This window comes from Pseudomonas sp. B21-056 (genome assembly GCF_026016325.1).
Classification (GTDB): Bacteria; Pseudomonadota; Gammaproteobacteria; order Pseudomonadales; family Pseudomonadaceae; genus Aquipseudomonas.
Map to the genome: position 1 here is coordinate 2,512,576 of NZ_CP087203.1, position 19,099 is coordinate 2,531,674.

16 protein-coding genes are annotated in these 19,099 nt (G+C 56.6%); 6 read left to right on the forward strand and 10 right to left on the reverse strand.

The genetic code is table 11. The features are described 5' to 3' along the window. Positions 1 to 3: 3 nt before the first annotated feature. From LOY67_RS11235 to LOY67_RS11250, 4 genes are all read left to right on the forward strand, one after another. The gene (locus tag LOY67_RS11235) at positions 4 to 753 is read left to right on the forward strand and encodes an ABC transporter permease (RefSeq protein ID WP_265067222.1); all 750 of its coding nucleotides are present in this window, start codon (positions 4 to 6) and stop codon (positions 751 to 753) included. Between the two features lie 60 nt (positions 754 to 813). Next, the gene (locus LOY67_RS11240) at positions 814 to 3,189 is read left to right on the forward strand and encodes a hypothetical protein (RefSeq protein WP_265067223.1); all 2,376 of its coding nucleotides are present in this window, start codon (positions 814 to 816) and stop codon (positions 3,187 to 3,189) included. 322 nt (positions 3,190 to 3,511) lie between these two features. Then, positions 3,512 to 4,012 (forward strand): hypothetical protein, encoded by a 501-nt coding sequence (locus LOY67_RS11245; RefSeq protein WP_265067224.1) that lies wholly within the window; start codon positions 3,512 to 3,514, stop codon positions 4,010 to 4,012. Between the two features lie 272 nt (positions 4,013 to 4,284). Then, positions 4,285 to 5,616, forward strand: coding sequence for an IS110 family transposase (locus LOY67_RS11250; protein ID WP_265064183.1), 1,332 nt, complete (start codon positions 4,285 to 4,287; stop codon positions 5,614 to 5,616). A 72-nt stretch (positions 5,617 to 5,688) separates the two neighbouring features. Here LOY67_RS11250 and LOY67_RS11255 read toward each other — a convergent pair whose 3' ends face one another. The 5 genes from LOY67_RS11255 to LOY67_RS11275 all read right to left on the reverse strand — a co-directional run bounded on the left by LOY67_RS11255 (position 5,689) and on the right by LOY67_RS11275 (position 9,223). Further along, positions 5,689 to 6,279: a helix-turn-helix domain-containing protein gene (locus LOY67_RS11255; protein ID WP_265067752.1), complete on the reverse strand. Its 591-nt coding sequence runs from the start codon at positions 6,277 to 6,279 to the stop codon at positions 5,689 to 5,691. A 53-nt stretch (positions 6,280 to 6,332) separates the two neighbouring features. Further along, positions 6,333 to 6,494 (reverse strand): hypothetical protein, encoded by a 162-nt coding sequence (locus tag LOY67_RS11260; RefSeq protein ID WP_265067225.1) that lies wholly within the window; start codon positions 6,492 to 6,494, stop codon positions 6,333 to 6,335. Between the two features lie 120 nt (positions 6,495 to 6,614). Further along, entirely contained in the window at positions 6,615 to 7,328 is a 714-nt protein-coding gene (locus LOY67_RS11265; RefSeq protein WP_265067226.1) for an ABC transporter ATP-binding protein, read from the reverse strand. 3 nt (positions 7,329 to 7,331) lie between these two features. After that, complete coding sequence (locus LOY67_RS11270) at positions 7,332 to 8,174, reverse strand: ABC transporter permease (RefSeq protein WP_265067227.1); 843 nt, start codon at positions 8,172 to 8,174, stop codon at positions 7,332 to 7,334. A gap of 56 nt (positions 8,175 to 8,230) precedes the next feature. Further along, positions 8,231 to 9,223 carry an aliphatic sulfonate ABC transporter substrate-binding protein gene (locus LOY67_RS11275; RefSeq protein WP_265067228.1) on the reverse strand — a complete coding sequence of 331 codons (993 nt, stop codon included), beginning with the start codon at positions 9,221 to 9,223 and terminating at the stop codon, positions 8,231 to 8,233. 300 nt (positions 9,224 to 9,523) lie between these two features. Between LOY67_RS11275 and LOY67_RS11280 the strand changes: the two genes are divergently transcribed. Further along, positions 9,524 to 10,471: an ABC transporter substrate-binding protein gene (locus LOY67_RS11280; RefSeq protein WP_265067229.1), complete on the forward strand. Its 948-nt coding sequence runs from the start codon at positions 9,524 to 9,526 to the stop codon at positions 10,469 to 10,471. Positions 10,472 to 10,706: 235 nt separating this feature from the next. Here the strand turns inward: LOY67_RS11280 and LOY67_RS11285 are convergent, their stop codons facing one another. The 5 genes from LOY67_RS11285 to LOY67_RS11305 form a co-directional block, all read right to left on the reverse strand. After that, the gene (locus tag LOY67_RS11285; RefSeq protein WP_265067230.1) at positions 10,707 to 12,098 is read right to left on the reverse strand and encodes a CapA family protein; all 1,392 of its coding nucleotides are present in this window, start codon (positions 12,096 to 12,098) and stop codon (positions 10,707 to 10,709) included. Next, the gene (locus LOY67_RS11290; RefSeq protein ID WP_265067231.1) at positions 12,091 to 12,957 is read right to left on the reverse strand and encodes a serine hydrolase; all 867 of its coding nucleotides are present in this window, start codon (positions 12,955 to 12,957) and stop codon (positions 12,091 to 12,093) included. The genes LOY67_RS11285 and LOY67_RS11290 overlap by 8 nt, the downstream gene beginning before the upstream one ends. Positions 12,958 to 13,040: 83 nt before the next feature. Next, complete coding sequence (locus tag LOY67_RS11295; protein WP_265067232.1) at positions 13,041 to 14,909, reverse strand: CocE/NonD family hydrolase; 1,869 nt, start codon at positions 14,907 to 14,909, stop codon at positions 13,041 to 13,043. 33 nt (positions 14,910 to 14,942) lie between these two features. After that, a complete protein-coding gene (locus LOY67_RS11300; RefSeq protein ID WP_265067233.1) occupies positions 14,943 to 16,379 on the reverse strand; it encodes a YfcC family protein in 1,437 nt (478 codons plus the stop codon). A 284-nt stretch (positions 16,380 to 16,663) separates the two neighbouring features. Then, positions 16,664 to 17,569, reverse strand: coding sequence for a LysR family transcriptional regulator (locus tag LOY67_RS11305; protein WP_265067234.1), 906 nt, complete (start codon positions 17,567 to 17,569; stop codon positions 16,664 to 16,666). 215 nt (positions 17,570 to 17,784) lie between these two features. Here LOY67_RS11305 and LOY67_RS11310 point away from each other — a divergent pair, with 215 nt between their 5' ends. After that, positions 17,785 to 19,011 carry an OprD family porin gene (locus tag LOY67_RS11310; RefSeq protein ID WP_265067235.1) on the forward strand — a complete coding sequence of 409 codons (1,227 nt, stop codon included), beginning with the start codon at positions 17,785 to 17,787 and terminating at the stop codon, positions 19,009 to 19,011. Positions 19,012 to 19,099 lie beyond the last annotated feature (88 nt).

The window sequence follows — 19,099 nt, forward strand, 5'->3', positions numbered from 1 at the left end:
TTCATGTCCTTGCCAAAGCCGAACTGGGGATGGGCTTCGCTGCCGTTCCTGTTGTTGATCTGGGTGGCCCTGGCCAGCCACTTTCCTACCTACATCCTGCCGCAGCCCTGGGATGTGGCCCGCGAGGCTGTTCGCTGGCTAGGCGACAGCTCGCTGTGGCAACACCTGCGGGCCAGTGTCCTGGAAGAGCTGGGTGGTTTCTGCGCGGCGGTCGTCGTCGCTGTCGTGCTGGGTACGGCGGGCGGGCTGTCATCGCGCTTTCGTGATTTCAGCTCGCCGCTCAACAGCCTGTTCATGGCCATCCCGCCGATCGCCTGGGCACCGCTGATCATGATCATTTTCGGCCTGGGCTATGTCTCCATCGTCCTGGTGATCTTCATCGCGGCGATGTTTCCCATGGCGGTGACCATCCAGGAAGGCGTGCAAAACATTCGCGGCGGTGAAGTCCGCGCGGCACGTACCTTGGGTGCCAACGCCTGGCAATTGCTGGCTCACGTCTATCTGCCAGCTTCGTTGCCCTTTGTGACCGCCGCGTTGCGCATCGGCTTCAGCCAGGGCTGGAGGGCGTTGGTCGCGGCGGAAATGATCGGCGCCTCTCAGGGTATCGGCTGGATGGTGTCCACCGGTGGGCAGATCGGCAACAGCAGCCAGGTGCTGCTGGGCATCGTCGTGATCGGCCTGATTGCCTGGCTGATGGAGAGTTTTGTGTTCCGGCGCATCGAGCGTCATTACCAGAAATGGCGAGTGCAATAAGCCTCGCCATTGTCTTGGCCCCCCTTCAAACCTTCAGTGGACTACTGCACGAGGTGTCATGTGAGTAACGTTTTCGATCCCCGCGAAGCCGGGCATTACATCGCTCCCCAGGGCCTGTACGAGCGCAACAAGCAACGGCCGTTCCTGGGCAGTATTCAGTGCGACCGTGACACGCTGGTCGCCGGTCAATGGGATGAAATCACTCTGATCTACGAGGTCGGTGGCAGTGGTCTGGCCGACGGTGCCTGGCTCAAGCTGGCCTTCAAGTTCTACTCCGATTGGGCCCTGTTCCAGACCTCGAACCCGGCCGGCCCCAACTATGTCAGCGCAGAGTACCAGGCCGGCGAGCTCGTTCCGGGCCAGAGCCAGGCCACCGTGCAGCACCTCAAGGTGCGCTTCGACCAGAAGGGCCATGAACGGCCGTTCCAGAAGGCAATCATCATCGATATCGTCGACGGTTATCTGAATCCGGGCGACAAGGTCATCATTCGCCTGGGTGATCGGCGTCAGGGCGGGGCGGGCACGCGGGTGCAGAGTTTCGTTGAAAAAGACTTCCGCTTCCGTCTGTTCATCGACCCGTTGGGCAGCTCGAAATTTGCCGAGGTGCCGGGTGATCCGTTGCTCGACATCGTACCGGGCCCCGCCTACGGTTTGCAGTTGATCGCGCCGCGACTGGTCAGTGCGTCAGAGGCGTTCGACGTGCTGCTCAGGGCCGATGATGCCTGGGGCAACACCTGCCGCCAGTTGCCGCTCAACGGCACCCTGACGTTGGTTGATCCTGAGGGTGTGGAGCACCAACAACCGTTCACGTTGGCCGCTGAAGGCTGGGCCATTGCCCGGATTGCGGCCGTTGACCTCGACACGCCGGGCGAGTGGCGCATGAGGGCCGAGGTGAAGGCGCGGTCCGTACGTGGGGCCCAGGCTTTTGTCACGGTCGACCCAGCGGGAACAGCATTGCGTCCTCTCTACGCAGACCTGCATGTACATTCCGATGACACCGTGGGCACCAACGACACCTTGTACAACCTCAGCTACGGCCGCGACGTCGCCGGGCTCGATGTACTGGGCTACACCGCCAACGACTTCAATATCACCGAGCAACGCTGGGACCAGGCGGTCAGGCTGATCCATGAACTCAATGAACCGGGCCGGTTCGTCTGCTACCCCGGGACCGAGTGGTGCGGTAACTCCTGTGCGGGCGGGGATCGCAATGTGGTGTTCCTGCATGACCGCAAGCCCGAGTTTCCCTTCGATAATCAAGGCCGCCTGGTGCGCTCCTTCGAATGGAACGAGTTCACCGCCGGTACCATCAAGCCGGGCGCCTGGCCGGTGGATGAGTTGTATGCCGCTTATGCCAAGGATCCCGAAGGCCATCTAATGATGCCCCACGTGGGAGGACGCCGTTGCAATCTTGACTGGCACCACCCGCAGCTTGAGCGACTGATCGAAGTCGGTTCGGCCTGGGGGCAGTTCCATTGGGTCTACGCCGAGGCGCTGGCCCGTGGTTATCGGGTGGGAGCCGCGGCCAATAGCGACGAACACCAGGGGCGTTGCGGCGGTGGTGTCCCGGCCACGGCGGTGTTTGGCTCCCGTGGCGGGTTGACCGGTGTGTTGGCCGACGGCTTTGACCGGGCCAGTGTCGGCAAGGCGCTTCGTGCCCGACGCACCTTTGCCACGACCGGCGAGCGCTCGTTCGCCAGTCTGCGCCAGGGCGAACATTTCATGGGCGAGGTCTTCACCGCCGATTCGACCGCCACGCTGGACTATCGACTGCTGGGAGAGGCCGGCTGGGAACAGGTAGACCTGTTCGACGGCGATCAACTGATCTGGTCGCGCAACCTGCATCAGGAGCTGGGTTTTTCCGCGCAACGCATCCGTCTTCGCCTGGGCGGTGCACGGATCAAGGACCGTTATCGCGGGGCCTACTGGACCGGCGAGATTCGCATCACCGGCGCAGTCATCAATGGCTTCCAAGCGTTGGGCCTCGATCACCCCGAGCAAACAGTCTGGCGCCAGGATGCTACGGTCCTGGCCTTTCGTACCGATACCAATGGCGATACCGACAGCATCGAAATCGAGCTGTCGCAACTGGCCGGCGCCACGTTGCAGATCCACAGTCGTATCGACAACTACATCAAGGTTGGCGATCCATCGGAACCGCAGCCTTACGTGCATGCGCCCACGGTGCGGATGGAAGTGCCCGGTGAGCAATTGCTGGCGCTATCGGAAGTGGTTGAAGAGTTGCCGGGTGCGGAGCTGAAGGTGTCCCTGGAGAGGGTCACGGCTGCGTCGCTGCCTCGCGAGTTGCAAGGGACAATCGACCTTGCCCGGTTGAACCTGGAGCGGGTTCGTGAACACCCCCTGTTCATTTGCGCCCGGCAGCGGGATCAGTCACGGGTCTGGACATCGGCGTTGTTTTTCACCTTGCCTGCCTGACGTTGCTCCAAGAGCGGGTCGCTCGACCGTTCGTTTTCGGACTTGCATCATTCGAGGCCCTGTCTAGAACGATTATTTCTTACGGTTATTTCCATAGGCTCTGATTGCATATCCATAACCACTTAATCGAATTGATCACTGACAGGGTTTCTGCAATGAAAGCGAAATGTGTGTAATGACGGATGATCTGGCGTTCTTGACTTCGCCAGGGCTGCTCGAGCATTCATTCCCGCTGTTGGATCGCCATCTTGTTGGCCTCGGCTCAAGGCTTAGAATCCGCGCCATCAGTCTTGTCCACTCTCGATCCTTGAAGGAACACACCATGATGAACGCCATGCAGATGCAAATGCCGATGAACGCCAACATGCCGATGATGGGGATGCCGATGATGATGGCTACCATGACCTGCGACATGATGGATGACGGCATGATGTGCAAAATGATGCCGGCAGCCGGCATGGACATGGCGATGTTCAAGAACAGTGCCGAGATGATGCAGATGATGATGAACTGCGGCATGCCGATGATGATGCACTGCGGCAACATGAGCATGATGTGCATGTCCCAGGCGAGCATGGCCATGCCGATGGCGAACATGATGATGCCTATGCCGATGATGGGCATGCCGATGCCATCGATGAAATGCGTGATGGAATGCACCGTGATGGCTGATTGCATGATGTGCAAAGTCATGCCGATGGCCGGCATGAACATGGACCTGATGAAAAACTGCTGCAACCTGATGATGAAGATGATGAACGACTGCGGCATGCCGATGATGATGAGCTGCAATGGCATGCCAATGATGTGCTGCACCTGCTGAGTGTTACCAGGACCCCTGTGGCGAGGGAGTGGCCGCCGCGTCTTCGACGCTGCGCTGTCGCGCAGCAAACAAGCGCCCGACCTAAGATTGAGGTGCGCGCGGGGATGGAGACCGTAGCCATCACTGGTGTGTCAGCACCCGAGAGGGAGAGTGGTCCGCACGGTATCGGCGTGGAGTCGTTGTAGGCACAGCAAGCTGTGACCACGTATGAGAGAGTGAATCCGTTCGCCACCGTGCTCCCCGCGCGCCTTTCAATCCTGCGAGGAATTGTCATGGCGCGCAAGAACCAACAGAAACGCTTTGAAGTGATTCACCCTCATTGTGCGGGTATCGATATTGGCAGTCGTGAGCACTGGGTCGCTGTTCATCCTGATCAAAGCGATCCGCCGGTTCGCTGCTTTTCGACCTTTACCGAAGATTTGGTGAAACTGGCCGAATGGCTGGAATCACTGAAAATCAAGGTCGTGGCGATGGAGGCAACCGGTGTTTACTGGATACCCCTATTCGAACTTCTCGATTCGAGAGGCTTTGAGGTGTATCTGGTCAACTCTCGTGCGACCCGCCAGATCACCGGTCGTAAATCTGACGTTCTGGATTGTCAGTGGATTTGGCAACTCATGACTCATGGTTTGCTCAGAGGCGCTTTTCGGCCTGCTGATGATATTTGCTCGATGCGATCCTTGGTTCGTCAGCGTGCCATGAAGGTCCGCGATCAGGCCAAAACCAATCGTATGCAAAAAGCCCTGACCCAGATGAACATCCAGTTGGCCAATGTCATCAGCAATATCGCCGGCCTGACCGGTATGAAAATCATCAAGGCCATTATCGGCGGCGAGCGCGATCCTCAAGTACTGGCCAACTTTCGAGACGGTCGTATCAAGGCAGATCACCAGACCATTGCCCGTAGTTTGCATGGGAACTGGCGAGTCGAGCATCTGCATGCCCTGGCTCAGGAAGTGGCCGCCCATGACTTTCTGGAAGGGCAAATTACCGAATGCGACCAGGCCATCGTCGAGGCTCTAGATCGACTCCCTGTGTTGAACGATGTGCCCACGCAGCCCACCAAGCCATTACGCAGCCCGCATCGCTCCGCAGATGAACAGGCCAGCCTGCATCGTGCGCTTGTGAAAATCATGGGGGTTGATCTGACGGCTATTCCTACCATTGGAATTGAAAGTGCTTTGGTTCTGGCAAGCGAAATCGGGCCTGACTTGTCGCGCTTTCCCACTCAGCAGCAATTCAGTTCATGGATGGGGCTGGCGCCCCCCACCCGAATATCAGGGGGAAAGCCATTACCCGGTCAGGTTGCGAAAGTGTTTAACCGAGCGGCACAGGCTCTGAAGCAGGCCGCTTCCAGTGCTCGTAACGACAAGAGTTTCATCGGTGCCAGTCATCGCGCCCGACTGGCCCGTATGGATACCTCATGCGCGATCAAAGCGACCGCACATCAACTGGCCCGATTGATCTACGCCATGCTGACCAAAGGACAGCCGTATGTGGAGCAAGGCATGGAAGAATTTGAAGCCAAAAGTCGTGATCGCCAGCTCAGAGCCTTGCAACGCAAAGCGACCAAGCTGGGCATGAGGTTGGTTGATGTTGCTTAAAAGGCAATTAAAACAATGGGTTATATTTTGTTTGATGAGAGCAAGCTCTCTCGCCGCAGGTTTACCTGCTTTTCAGTCCAGGCGTTCCGGATAGGTCACTACCAGGTACGCCACCGCTTCGCTGTCGGCCGGGTTGCGGTAACGGTGCGCCTGGTCGGCATAAAACAGAATCGAGTCACCCGTGGAGAGCAGGTAGCGTTCGTCGCTGACGCTGATTTCCAGCACGCCTTGGGAGACCACCAGGTTTTCCTGGACACCGGGGGCGTGTCCATCGGATTGTTCCTCTCCCAGCGGGCTCAAGCGCAACTCGTAGAATTCCGACTGACGTGCGACATCGAAAGGGAACAGAGTGCGGCTGACAAAGGCGCCATTGGCGCTGACCAGGCGTTTGCTCTGGCTGGCCGCCAGCACCGCCACGCCCTCGAAAGCCCGGTGCTCAAGGAAGGCAGCCACGGAAACTTTCAAACCCTTGGCGATTTTGCACAGCACCTTGATCGAGGGCACGCTCCGCCCGGATTCGATCTGCGCGAGCATGGCCCGGCTGACACCGCACTGGCGGGCGAGGGCATCGAGAGATAGGTGTCGCTTGCCCCGCAGGCGTTGCAGATTCTGCGCAACCCGTTCGCAGATAGGGTCTTCATCCAGGGCTTCCAGGTGATTCAGTTTCACTTCAGGTTCGTCGGAACTCGCCAGGAAACGCGAAGGTTCCAGGGCGCTCACGCGTGGTACGTCCGGGTCGGCCGAGTGGCTTGAACCCACTGGAACGTCTGGTAACCGGCATTACGCGCGTACATTTCCCACATGGCGCGGGCCTGTTGTTGGGCCTGCTTGCGTTTGCGGAACTGGACGAAGTCGATAACGTTGTCAGTCGGTTTCATAAGGCACTTCACTGTCGTGAACGTTGGCGGGATGAGTTGAGATTACGTGGTTATTGTTATAACCATAAATACTGATTTTTTATTTGTTAATTCTTTTTGGTTCTTTTTCGAGGCGCCTGATCAAATGACATGGGCGCAGCGCAATTCGCCGAGGGCCAATGCCTTGAGCCGAGCCAACGACGGGTCTCGCCGGTCCCGCGGGTGCTCCAGTTGCACCGTCAGCTCTTGGCGAATGCTGCTGGGGCGGGTATCCATCATCAGTACCCGGTCGCTCAGGTACAGCGCCTCGTCCACATCGTGCGTCACCAGCAGCAGAGCGATGCCGTGTCGCTCGGCCAGTTGCAATAGCAGGTCCTGCAATTTCATCCGGGTGAAGGCGTCCACCGCGCTGAAGGGTTCGTCCAGCAACAGCACCCGTGGTCGTGAATACAGGCCGCGGGCAATCGCCACACGTTGTGCCATACCGCCGGACAATGCCTTGGGCAAGGCGTCGGCGAAGCCTGTGAGGCCGACTTCGTCGATCAGATGCGCAACCCAGGCTTCGTCGTAATCGTCGTCTTCGCTGAACCCGATGTTCTGCTGTACCGTCAGCCAGGGCATCAATCGCGCCTCCTGGAACACGAAGGCCAGTTGTTCGGTGTCGCAGAGCAGGTGTCCTTCGAAGTCTTTTTCCAGGCCGGCGACGATGCGCAGCAAGGTGCTTTTGCCGCAGCCGCTGGGACCCAGCAGGCTCACGGTTTCCCGGGGTTGTAGTTGAAGGTGGATGTTACTGAGCACGGTGGTGGTGGCGAAGGTCTTGCGCTCGACATGGATATCCAGCAGGGCTTGGGTCATGGCTCATTCCTCGGTGCCGGTAAAGGTGTCGCGCCAGGCCAGGAAACGTTTTTCCAAGCCGGCAAGAATGCCGTCGCTGAGCTTGCCCAGCACGGCGAGCACGATGATCGCCGCCAGCACGATATCCGGGCGCGAGGTTTCGCGGCCGTCGCTCAACAGATAACCCAAGCCCTTGGTGGCGGCGATCAGTTCGGCGGCTACCAGGAACATCCAGGCCAGGCTCATGCCGCTGCGCAATCCGGTGAACAGGCCGGGCAGGGCGGCGGGCAGGAGAATCCGGCGTACCAGGCGGCGGCGATTGAAACCGTACATATGGCCGACCTCCACCAGCTTGCGGTCGATGTTGCGAATTGCTGCCACGCCATTGAGGTAGACGGGGAAGAACGCGCCGATGGCGATCAGCACCACCTTCGAGGTTTCGTCGATGCCCAGCCACAGCAGGAGCAACGGCACCCAGGCCAGGCTGGGGATCGAGCGCAGGCCGGCGAAGGTGGGTTCCAGGTAGGCTTCGGCTTCCCGGCTCAAGCCAACCCAGGCGGCGAAGATCAATGCCAGGCTGGCGCCGATGGTGAAGCCCAGCAATACCCGTAGCAGGCTGGCGCTGATGTGTTTCCACAGCGCACCCTCGGCCAGGTCGCCTAGCGTAAGGGCGATCTCGCTGGGGGCCGGCATCTGGTAAGAGGGCAGCCAACCGATGCGCACGATGATTTCCAGGATCAAGATGATCAACACCGGCAGCGCCAGCCCCTTGAGCCGCAAGCGCCAGTCGGGGTTGAACGGGGGCGCCTTGCTCGGTAGTGATAGGGCCAGGCGTGGGCTGGAAAGGTCTTTGCTATGACTGCTCATGGTGGTTCTCCGCCAATGCCGAATCCGCGCCAGGCGCGGATCGGTTATCGCCTGGGTTATTGACGGGCCACGGCCTGCTGGCGACCGGTGTCGAGCAGTTGTTCGATCACCTGGTCCACATTCACCCCGCGACGGACCAATTCCTCGGAGACCAGGATCGGCGCGGCAGCCTTGGAGGCCAGCACATCCTTGGCGCTCAGTTGTGGGTTACCCAGGTCAGTGCGCGACAACTGCAATCTGGCCACTTCCAATGGCAGCCCGGATTCGTCGGCCAGCAACCTGGCCAGCTCCTGCGGATGGCCTACCGCCCACTCACGCGCTTGTTCGTAGGCGGCAAGCACAGTCTTGATGGTCTGCGGGTGCTCCTGGGCATATTTCTCCGTGACGCTGACCACGCCGTAGCTGTTGAAAGCGGGGTTGCGATACAACAGGCGTGATCCGGCCTGGACTTCGCTGGCGGCCATGTGCGGGTCGAGGCCTGCCCAGGCGTCGACGTCACCTTTTTCCAGGGCGGTGCGACCATCCGGATGTTGCAGGTGCACCAGCTCCACGTCGTCTTTGTTCAGTCCAGCCTGTTGCAGGGTGCGCAGGGTAAACAGATAGGGATCGGTGCCTTTGGTGGCGGCGATCTTCTTGCCCTTCAGGTCAGCGACCGTCTGGTACGGCGAATCCTTGCGCACCACCAGGGCGGTCCATTCGGCGCGGCTGTAGACATACACCGACTTGATCGGGCTGCCGTTGGCTCGGCTCAACACCGCCGCCAGGCTGGCGGAGGAGGCGAAATCGACGCCGCCGCTGTTGAGGTATTCCAGGGAACGGTTACTGCCCTGGCTCAGGACCCAATTCACCTTGGTCTGGGGCAGGGCCTTTTCCAGATAACCAAAGTGCTTGAGCACCAGACTGACCGGCGAGTAATAGGCGTAATCCAGATGCACCTCGGCCGGCGGGCTCTCTGCGGCCTGGGTCATGGACGGCAAGCTCAGTACCAGGATGCAGGCACTGATCAGGAATCTGGCACGGGCCAGGGAGAAGCGGAAGGCGGGTTTCATGGAACAGCTCCAGACAAGGCGGCGAGAGGGCGACGTTTCTATTTCCAGAAGATCGGGAGGCAGGAGCAAATCCCGCTTGAATGGAAGATTGCAGGCTCTGTGCCATAGCTGGGAAAGGGCGATTTTCCGGGCACTCCACGGGGTGAGGAGCTTCGGAAATGTTGCAGGGCCAACAGTCTGTTGCTGCACTGTTGCGCCATGAATAGTGGATACAGGTAACGATGAGCTTATGCGCAAATAGAATTTCAAATCGCATTTATGAGAGCGCTATGTTCTATCAAATTCAATCAGGATCCTCTCATGACATTCTCTCGAACCTTGCGCCATCTGCTTATCAGTACATTATTCGCCGCCCCCCTGGCCCAGGCCGCCGAGTCGTTTGTGCTGCATGTCGGTGACCAGAATTACTACAACGTACGGGCTTCAGTGGAAGCCTCCGGTGTGCTTGAGGGTGCCCCTTATCGCGTTGACTGGAAACACTTCCAGGCCGCCGCGCCCCTGGCGGAAGCCCTCGGCACCGGTGACCTGGACTTGGGATTTCTCGGTGATTCGGGCTTCCTGTTCCTGGCCGCCAAGCAGGCGCCGGTCAAGTTGATCGGTGTCTCGCGGCAAAACCCGGACACCATCGCGCTACTGGTACCCAAGGATTCGCCGGTCAAGACCATCGCCGACCTCAAGGGCAAGAAGATTGCCTATTGGCCCGGTGCCTGGAGCCAGCAACTGACGCTGCGTGCTCTGGAGCAGGCCGGCTTGCCCGAGAATCATGTCAAACTGATCAAGCTGATGCCCATCGACGCGGCCGCCGCCTTGCCCCAAGGCAGCATCGACGCCTTCCCGGTGTGGGAACCCTACATCTCGCAACAGATTCTGTTTTCCGGCGCACGGCCGATCCTGACGGCGAAGAACCTGATGCCCGGCCTTAGCGCCATCGCCGCCTCGACGCCGGCCATCGACAGCAAGCGTGAAGCGATCGCAGACTTCCTTGCTCGCGTGAAACAAGCCCGCGCCTGGGTTGACACCCATACCGACCAATACGCCGACCTATGGGCGAAAAAAGCCAATCTCGACCAGGATGTCTCGCGTCATTGGTTACGTCAGGCCCACATGAGCGTCGGCCCGGTGGACCAGCAGGCCGCCGCCGATCTGCAAAGTACTGCGGACTTCCTGTTCAGCGTCAAGGCGCTGCCGGCTCCGCTGGCCACTGCCGCGATGATCGATACGTCCTTCAGCCAGGCGTTGAGTCATTGAGTACGAATAGCAGGATCAGTCACGGGGTGCTCTCGTCGGAATAGGAAAACAGGCCGGGCATCCACAGCCTTGGGCAACAGTCCTGCGGCGAAAAGCGTCGGCAATAAACCACTTGAGCATCTCAGGGTGGGCCTTGGCAGTGTCGTGGGCGCTTCTCCGAGCATAGGATGCCACTGCAAGTGGCGGCCAATATTGGAGAAGCGATCAATCGAGAACAGCATCCCGGGTCGATCATTTACAAGCGAATCAGACCTCGGTCGCCCTCGATGTCGATAGTCGTACCGTAGGCGGCGGAGAGGCGCTGCAGACGGCTCAGTATCCTGTGCGCATCCGCGCCATGTGCCAAACGAGGTATGCCCCGATCCGCGTCGCGCTCGTCCTGCCAGTGCATTTCGACAGGGCACAACAGGACCTCCCGCAGGTGCCCGTCTGCACTGAATCTATTGACTGCGATCACGCTCTCATACCAGATCTGCTCCTTGAATACGCCGTGTACCCGGCGATGCTCCATAAACTCGGCTTCTGTCAGGGTGCCTGGCTCTATGCGGTCTTTTTCATACTCGTCTCGGGTGATTGGGAACTGTTGATTCTCCATGAAAAAGAAATTACCCAAGGAATAATAGATCGGTTTGCCTTTGTAGATTTCGATGCCTCGGAGTTGATGTGGACCATGCCCGATCACCGTGTCAGCGCCATGATCGATGGCTTCTCGGGCTATGACCGGCATGAAGTCGGGCGGTGTTTCGCAGTAGTTGCCCGGTTCATGGGTATGCAGCGAAAAGACTGAAAAATCGGAGGTCTGTTTGGCTTGGCGTATGTTTTGGAGGATACGGCGCCGGTCTCGCTCATCCGGTGTGAAAGTGAACTCGACCTCCTTGTCAACGTTGGTGCGGGCTCGATACTTGGTGTCGAACAGAGTGACCACTTGGTTTTTCGCATCGGCCGCGAGCACAGAGCGTCGCATCATCCCTTGAGGGAGCGCGTCGCGCAGATCGGCCAATTGCTGCAGCCGTTGTTCAGAGACCAGGACAAATCGCGTGGTTCGCAGTGCGTTCAGGCCCGGCCGCCCCTGGATCTGCCCGAGTGGGTCGATGGCACGAGCATCCGCCTCAAAGCGTGAAGCTGCGGCCACCAGCGATACCCGTCCGGCGCCGGTGCTTAATAGGGCGGGAGCACTGGCTTGGGCGAGTGTTTCACCTGTTCCTGCCTGGACGATGCCTGCACGGCGAAAAAGCTCGTCAGTGCTGCGCATGCCCTGAACGCCCCAGTCGGTGCTGTGATTGTTTGCGCGACTGACCAGATTGAACCCCATTTCTTTTAGATCTTCGGCTACGGCGGGTGTGCTGATCAGCCAAGAGCCTCCCGACAGCGCGGATGGGTAACCTGCGTACTGCTGAAGATCAATGGCGGTACCTTCGAAATTACCAAAGGTTACGTCAGCATTTTTCAGCACCTCGAGAAGATCCGGGGAGCGTCGGCTTATGCGAGCATGAATGGCGTCGGAGATGATCAAGTCTCCTACTGCCACAAGCGTGAAGTTGTCTTCGACGTTGGCCGAAAGCCAGGAAGATGAAAGTTTCCCCGGCGCGTCGGCCGTGGCAGCGCTGTTGATCAGTGTTTTATCCATGAGCCAGCGCTCCGGTTGATGGAAAGCCATCCCAACAGACTCGAGCGAGTCGCCCTAATGTTGAAAAGGCTGACGCGTAGCCGGGCAGTCCGTTGGGCATGATCAGGGGAACTTGATCGGTGTAACCCGTGAAGATGAACCGCGGAACGCCGTCACGATAGACAATGCCGCCATCCATTCGACCCCGCTTGCCCGTGCCGCCCTTGTGGGCGACCTTTGCATCTGCCGGAAGCAATGAGGCCATCTTTGTGCGTAGCTTTTGCCAACTGAGGACCTCCAAGGCAAAGGTGCACAGTTCGGGGGAGCAACCCAGCAATGTAGCTGCGCCAGGATCTACACTGCCTTGGAGGATGAGGTCGTAGAGCAATCCCTGGTCGAAAGCCGAAATAGTAGTGACCTCTTCCAGCTTATGGTCCATTGGCAAGTCCGGACGAGGAATGGTATTTCGATGCACGGTATCGTGCATACCAATGGCTTGGCAGAATCCATTGATCTGAGCGAGTTCGATACGCTCCAATACCATGCGGGTGCAAACGTTATCACTCACGATAATCATCTGAACCAGAGCATCCCGCAGGCTGATGCTGAATCCAGGCGTCAGGTATTTGAATGTCCCTGATACGACGCCTTCACGGAGTCTATCTTCGTAGAGGATTTGCTCATTCAGATCGAGATGCCCTCGATGCACTTCTCGAAGAACCGCCATTAATATTGATGTCTTGCGTGTGCTTCCGGCAGCGAATGCGGTATGGCCGCTGCGGTGTGCAACTTCACCAGTGACTAAATTCTTAACGTGCCAAGCGGTGATGTAGGGTTGCTCTTCACAAATTTGGTTGAGTTGGTTTATCACGGTCTGCATGCTAACTCCGAGGCAAGGGTGGGCGTCCTATATGACTAGGGTGGCTAAGTAGTTAATTAACCCAGTGCAAAGAAAACAGGTGATTATCGAGTTGTCTGCGATTCATCCAAGGTGGTTAATATCAAGCGAGAGGGACACTGTTTGGAAAAATGCACGGTGTTTAATACTTTGGTTTTTTGCAGAGCCTGGCCTTCAGGTTCGCCACTATTGGGATTGACGTCAAAATGCGGGAAATTACTACTTGCAATGTCCAGTCGAAGCCTATGCCCCTTGGCAAAACGGTTGCAAGTTGCGAACGGTTCAATTCGAATCCTCACGCGCTCCCCCGGCGTCATCAGCGTCGGTTCCGACCAATTATTCCGATAGCGGCAACGCAGGATGCCATCGGTAATATTCATCGCATAACCTTGTGGATAGTCCGAAGAGGGAGGATATACATCTACCAACTTGGCGGTGAAGTCCGTGTCCAGGCCCTCGCTTTCTACAAAGAGTTCGATGGAAATCGGGCCGGCGACGATAAGATCCTTCTCTAGCGGCGCTGTTTGAAAAGACAGGACGTCCGGCCTGGCGCAGAGAGGTAGGTCGTTTCCCTGGCTGGCAAAAAAACCGGATGTCTCACGTTGGTCAAAAGCGCCGCCATAAAACACCGGGGCACCCGAGGTCAGCGCGCCGCCGATGGTTGGAACCGGATGGTCGGGATTGGAGATGTAGCTTCTGCATGCGTGGGTCTCAACCGGTGGCTGCGATCCCAGGCTGAGATTGTTGTGCAGATAAAACACTTCTTCCTGACTGCCCATTAGCGGCCACTGGTCGCCCCTCAACCATTGACCGCCATGGTCCAGATGTCCCTCTTGATCGCGCTGGCCGCTGCCGCCGCCCATCAGGAAAACTTTCACTGTTGCGCCGACCTGGCGCTCGTCGTTTTGAGTTAACCACCGTTCAAACCACCGAATCCGGCAAGCCACCCAATCGGTATCGACGTTTCCATCAAAAGCTGCGGCGGGGCCAAAATCGACATCGCCACTGTGAGTCACGTTTCGATCACCGTGTAACCACGGCCCCATGATCAGGTGTTGTGGTGCGCACTTTGACTCACTCAGCGATGTCCGATTCTTCAGCGTGGATCCGACATACACGTCGTACCAACTGGACATGTGCAGGATCGGGATGTCCGGGATATTCTCGTAGTGGTGTTCAGCGTTGATCCCGATCTGCTCCCAGTAGGGCCCGAAGGTTCCCATTCGCCACTGTTCAAGCAGATAGTCTTCGTACTCCGGTACATGGCGCAAGGGTGACTCGCCTTGCACCCACGGCATGCATGTAAACCACTGGCGGATGTCCTCGTGTTCCAGTGCCTTCAGCACATTAGGATCTGCCAGTGCCGTTGGACTTTGCAGCGCTTGTTTATAGGCCCATGTTGCCTGCTTGAGCTCGAAGGCTCCGCCTTGGCGAATCCCACAGTGATACGCATTGGAGAAACCACCGGAGTCGAGCACCATGGTCATGAGTCCAGGGGGATTCAGGCATGCCATTGCCAACTGGGTATGCGCGGCATATGAAAGTCCCATACTGCCAATCTTGCCATTACACCAGGGTTGTTCCAGCAGCCAGACCAACGTGTCAAATCCATCCTCGCCTTCAGACAGATACTTAACGAACTCGCCTTGTGACGCGTACCGGCCTCTGCAATCTTGAAATACAGTGATAAATCCCGCCGCCGCAAAACGCGCTGCCATTTCCTCACGCGTCAGCAGATGACCGTCAAGGCTCAGCTCTGATCGAGATGGATTGGTTTTACCGTAGGGGGTGCGTTCGATAATGACCGGCAGCGCGCCGTTTCGATCACGAGGAAAATAGATATCCGTGGCTAGGCTAATCCCATCGCGCACCGTCACTTGCTGATCACGCATGACTTTCAGTGCGTCAAAACCAGATACGGAAGTAAGGTTCATCAGTAATACCTTCAAAGTGCCGCGTCCGGTGAATCAATAGCCCGTGGAGACCGCAATGGCGAGCATGACGAGTGCGATACCGAAGTAGGTAACGAATAAGGGAAGAATAAAGCGCGCCCATTGACCCCAACCTACTTGTGCGGTGGCGAGCAATACCAACAAGCCACTGGACGTAGGAGTAATCATATTGGTCAGCCCATGCCCCAGCAAAAACGCGTAGACGCTTGTTTGTGGTGTCACGCCTGTTAATTGGCCAAGAGGACCAAAAATCGGCATCGTTACCGCCGCGCCTCCTGAGGTCGATGGAATCAGTACATCGAGACCCAGTTGCGCAAAAAACATGCCAAAAGCCGAAACTGTGGGACTATGGCCTCCTATCATGCTGGCAAGTCCATTAACCACGGAGTCGAGGATTTTTCCGGTTGAAAGAACGTCTTCCACCGCGGTTGCCAATCCAATGAGAAGGCCCGCCATCATGACTTTTTTCATTCCGCTCAGGAACGCGTCGGCGGCGGCAGTCGCACCCACGCCGCTGATGGCGGCGAACAGAATGCTCATCCCGATATAGTAGGCACTGAGTTCGGTAAACTTCCACTTCCAAGTGTTGGAGGCATAGACCAGAAAACTGACGCCTGCTAATAAGGTCAGGAGCGTAAGTACATGCCGAGCCGAGAGGCGCGTGTTGTCATTGATGACATGGGCACGTACATCTACCCCGGTACGGCGGATGCACATCAAGACGAATGCAGTACCGACTAGCATGAATACAACAAATGTAGCGGCGCGCATTCCCATTCCGCTAAATACAGGTAAGCCAACGATGGGTTGGGCAATCCCTAGAGCCACTGGGTTGGAAATGGAAGAAAGAAATCCTATTTTCACCGAAATGACGACAATGGCGAGTCCAATTATTGTAGGCAGTCCCATTCTATGGGCCATGGCAACCATGAGCGGCACGACCATCACGTATTCTTTAGCCATACCAAGACATGAGCTGCCCAAGGAAAGTATCAGCATGATCGACGGGACCAATATGTAGATATTTCCCCTTGCAAGTGCCAGCATCCGGGTCAGGCCGGAGTCTATTGTTCCCGATCGGTTTAGAACGCCAAACATGCCGCCTATCAATATGACCATGAAAATCAATCCGGATTGTTTTACCAATCCGTTGGGGATTGCCATGAGCCCTTCAACAATTGATACGGGTTTGACATCTGCTTCTTTTCGCGCTTCCACGCTGAATAAATGTGAGAGCGCGCTATTTTTTTCCAACTGTTCAAACGTGCCCGGTAATACGAGTTCGCCTTTTCGTCGGTACTCTCCGGAATCAACCAGGTAGGTCAAGATGACTGCTAAGAAAACGATGGCAAGCAAAATAACCGCAGGATTGATCTGCCGGCTGGACGTCGAGTGCTTTTCACCAGCAATCTTTTCGTCGAGGGCGGCGCTACTTTTAGTAATGGCTGTCATGGTAAGTCACTCTTGCTGGTGCAAATGCGCTAATTTTTATAAAACAGGACAAGGCCCTGGCTCATTGGCAGTTGAAGCAAAAGTACGCTTTGGTTTTGTTGAGGTGGCCGGCGGATATGTTCGTGCTGGGCTTTATCAGATTCTCGAATGTTGCAGCCATGAGCGGTCTCCTGTTTTTATTTTTTATGATTGATTTAATCCAGGCTGACCTTATCAAGATGAAGTTTGCCTGCGCAAGATTATGAGTTATCGAGATATCCCTATGCGTTTATGGCTTTTCATTGCTATGAAAATGTGGCGCTGTGCTCGCTCAGGTAGGCGATGAAGTGCCTGGCAAAATCGTCCACCACCCTGGACCGTGGTTGATTGGCGTGAAAGGCCAATCCAAATGAATATTCGATCGATGGTTTTAGAGGACGTGACACGATGGGGAGCTGGTCGAAATGAGACGCGAGCAGTGAGTTGATGATGGATACCCCTAGTCCCTCCGCTACGAAACCGCAGGCGACTGCCGCAGAGTGAACCTCTACCCGGACATGGGGACTCAGTTTGGCGGCGCGAAAGGCCAGGTCCAGATCGGTTCGCAACGTACGTTGTCGTCCCAGCAGCACGAGTGGGATGTTTCGCAGGTCTTCGATTGCAACAGACGTTTTCTGGCTCAGGGGATGGCCGGAGGGCATGACACAAACGGCCTCGGTGGTGATTTTGTAATTGATCTCGAAGTCAGCGAGTTCGCTGGGCATCCGAACAATTCCAAGGTCTGCAGAGCGGTCCAGGATCGCCCGTTCGATCGCTTCATAGGAGCCCGATACGATCTCCACTACGGCATCTTCATGCTGCTCCAGGAAGCCGGACACAACGCGGGGCATCATTTGCTGCGCCATGCTCGTCGGCACCCCAACCTTGATCAACGTCTTGCGCACGCCTCCGACTCGAATCTCGTCCGCCAGACGTTGGACTCGCTGGATCTGATCCACAACTTTGCTTATTTCCGCCAGCAATTCACCCGCTTCGGGGGTCGCCATCAGGCGGCCTTTCTTCCGTGCGAACAGGGTTAACCCGAGCGACTCCTCAAGCTGCGCCAGGAGCCGGCTTACGGCTGATTGTGATAAACCCATCCGAGCACCAGCGCCGATGGTGGACCCCGTCGCGATGATCGCCTGAAGGGCTTCGAGTTGCTTGAAGTTCATCCTGCCAATCCTCTATGTCATACATCGTCGCAGCGTCACCTGCCTAGTGAGAATCTGCATAGAGATATGCGCGACACTCATACTCTTGTGCGTTCGCACGTTCCTCAATATTGTCCTGTCCAGAAGAACGTGCGTCTAGAAAAATAATAAGGATTTGCTTCTATTCCTCGGGTTCGCCGACTGCTAAAAAAAACTAAAAAGCTGTGGAGGAAGTTATGCGTTCTGTTTTTAAACGTAGTGAGTGTTTGTGCGCGTCATTAATAGTTGGCCTGGTTCCAGAAGTTTTTGCTGAGGGCTTTGTAGAGGACTCGCATGCGAATGTGCAATTTCGAAATTACTATTTCAATGATGACTATCACGAAGGCGCTAATGATCGGCGGGAGTGGGCGCAGGGCTTTCTGCTCAATTTAAAGTCGGGATTCACGCCTGGGGCCATTGGCTTCGCCCTGGAGGGTCAGGGACTTGCGGCCATTCGCTTGGACTCCAGTCCAGAGCACGCTAACACCGGTTTATTGCCCGTTAACTCGGACGGCCATGCAGCCTCTGAGTTCTCCAGTTTTGGCTTGACCGGTAAAGTAAAATATAAGGATGTCATGTTCAGTCAGGGGACATCCGAGCTTAAAATTCCCGTATTGGTAACCAATGATGGGCGTGTATTGCCGCAAACAGTCACAGGGAGCCAGGTTGAATATAAAGGTGTAGAGGGACTTTATATTCAGGCTGGCCATCTTGAACAGGAGAAGTTGCGTAATTCTTCTGATAATCAAGACTTTACGCCCACCGGTTACGTCGGAGCGGAGGGCGCTGATTTTGATTTTGCCGGCGGGCGATACAGTTTAGATAAGCAGCTCAGTGTCTCGTATTACTACGGCGAGATGAAGGACTTCTACAGCCAGGCTTTTTTTGGGTTGAACCATAAGCTGAATATCGGATCAGTTTCGCTGACTTCGGATCTCCGCTATTTTTCGAGTAATAAGGCGGGTAGTGCCTGGGCTGGAAATATCGACGCCGATATGTTCAGTGGACTCTGGACGCTGGGGTATGGCAATCACGCGCTGGGCCTTGGGTACCAGAAAGTGACCGGTGATACTTCATTGCCATACATTAATGGTGGCTCCGTCTACTCATTTACCAACGCCAATGTTGGTAAGTTCGTTCAGGCCAACGAACACACGACCATGCTTCGCTATGATTACGACTTCGTCGGAATGGGATTGCCGGGGCTCTCCTTCATGGCCCGATATTACAAGGCCGGTGGCGGAGAGTACAAAGGACGAGCAGCCAGCGAATGGGAGCGTGATTCTGCGCTGAAGTACGTGGTGCAGAGTGGAACACTTAAAGGACTGGGCATTGAGTATAAGGGGGCGACCTTCCGTACTGACTACTCGGCCAATCACGATGATAATCGGTTTTATCTGACCTATGACTTGGCTATCTGGTAGTCGCGGTCTGTGACGCAAAGCCTGAGTGCAGCGGATTCATTGACCAGGAAAAGGCTGGAGCAATCAGTCATTTTGAACGGTTCACAAG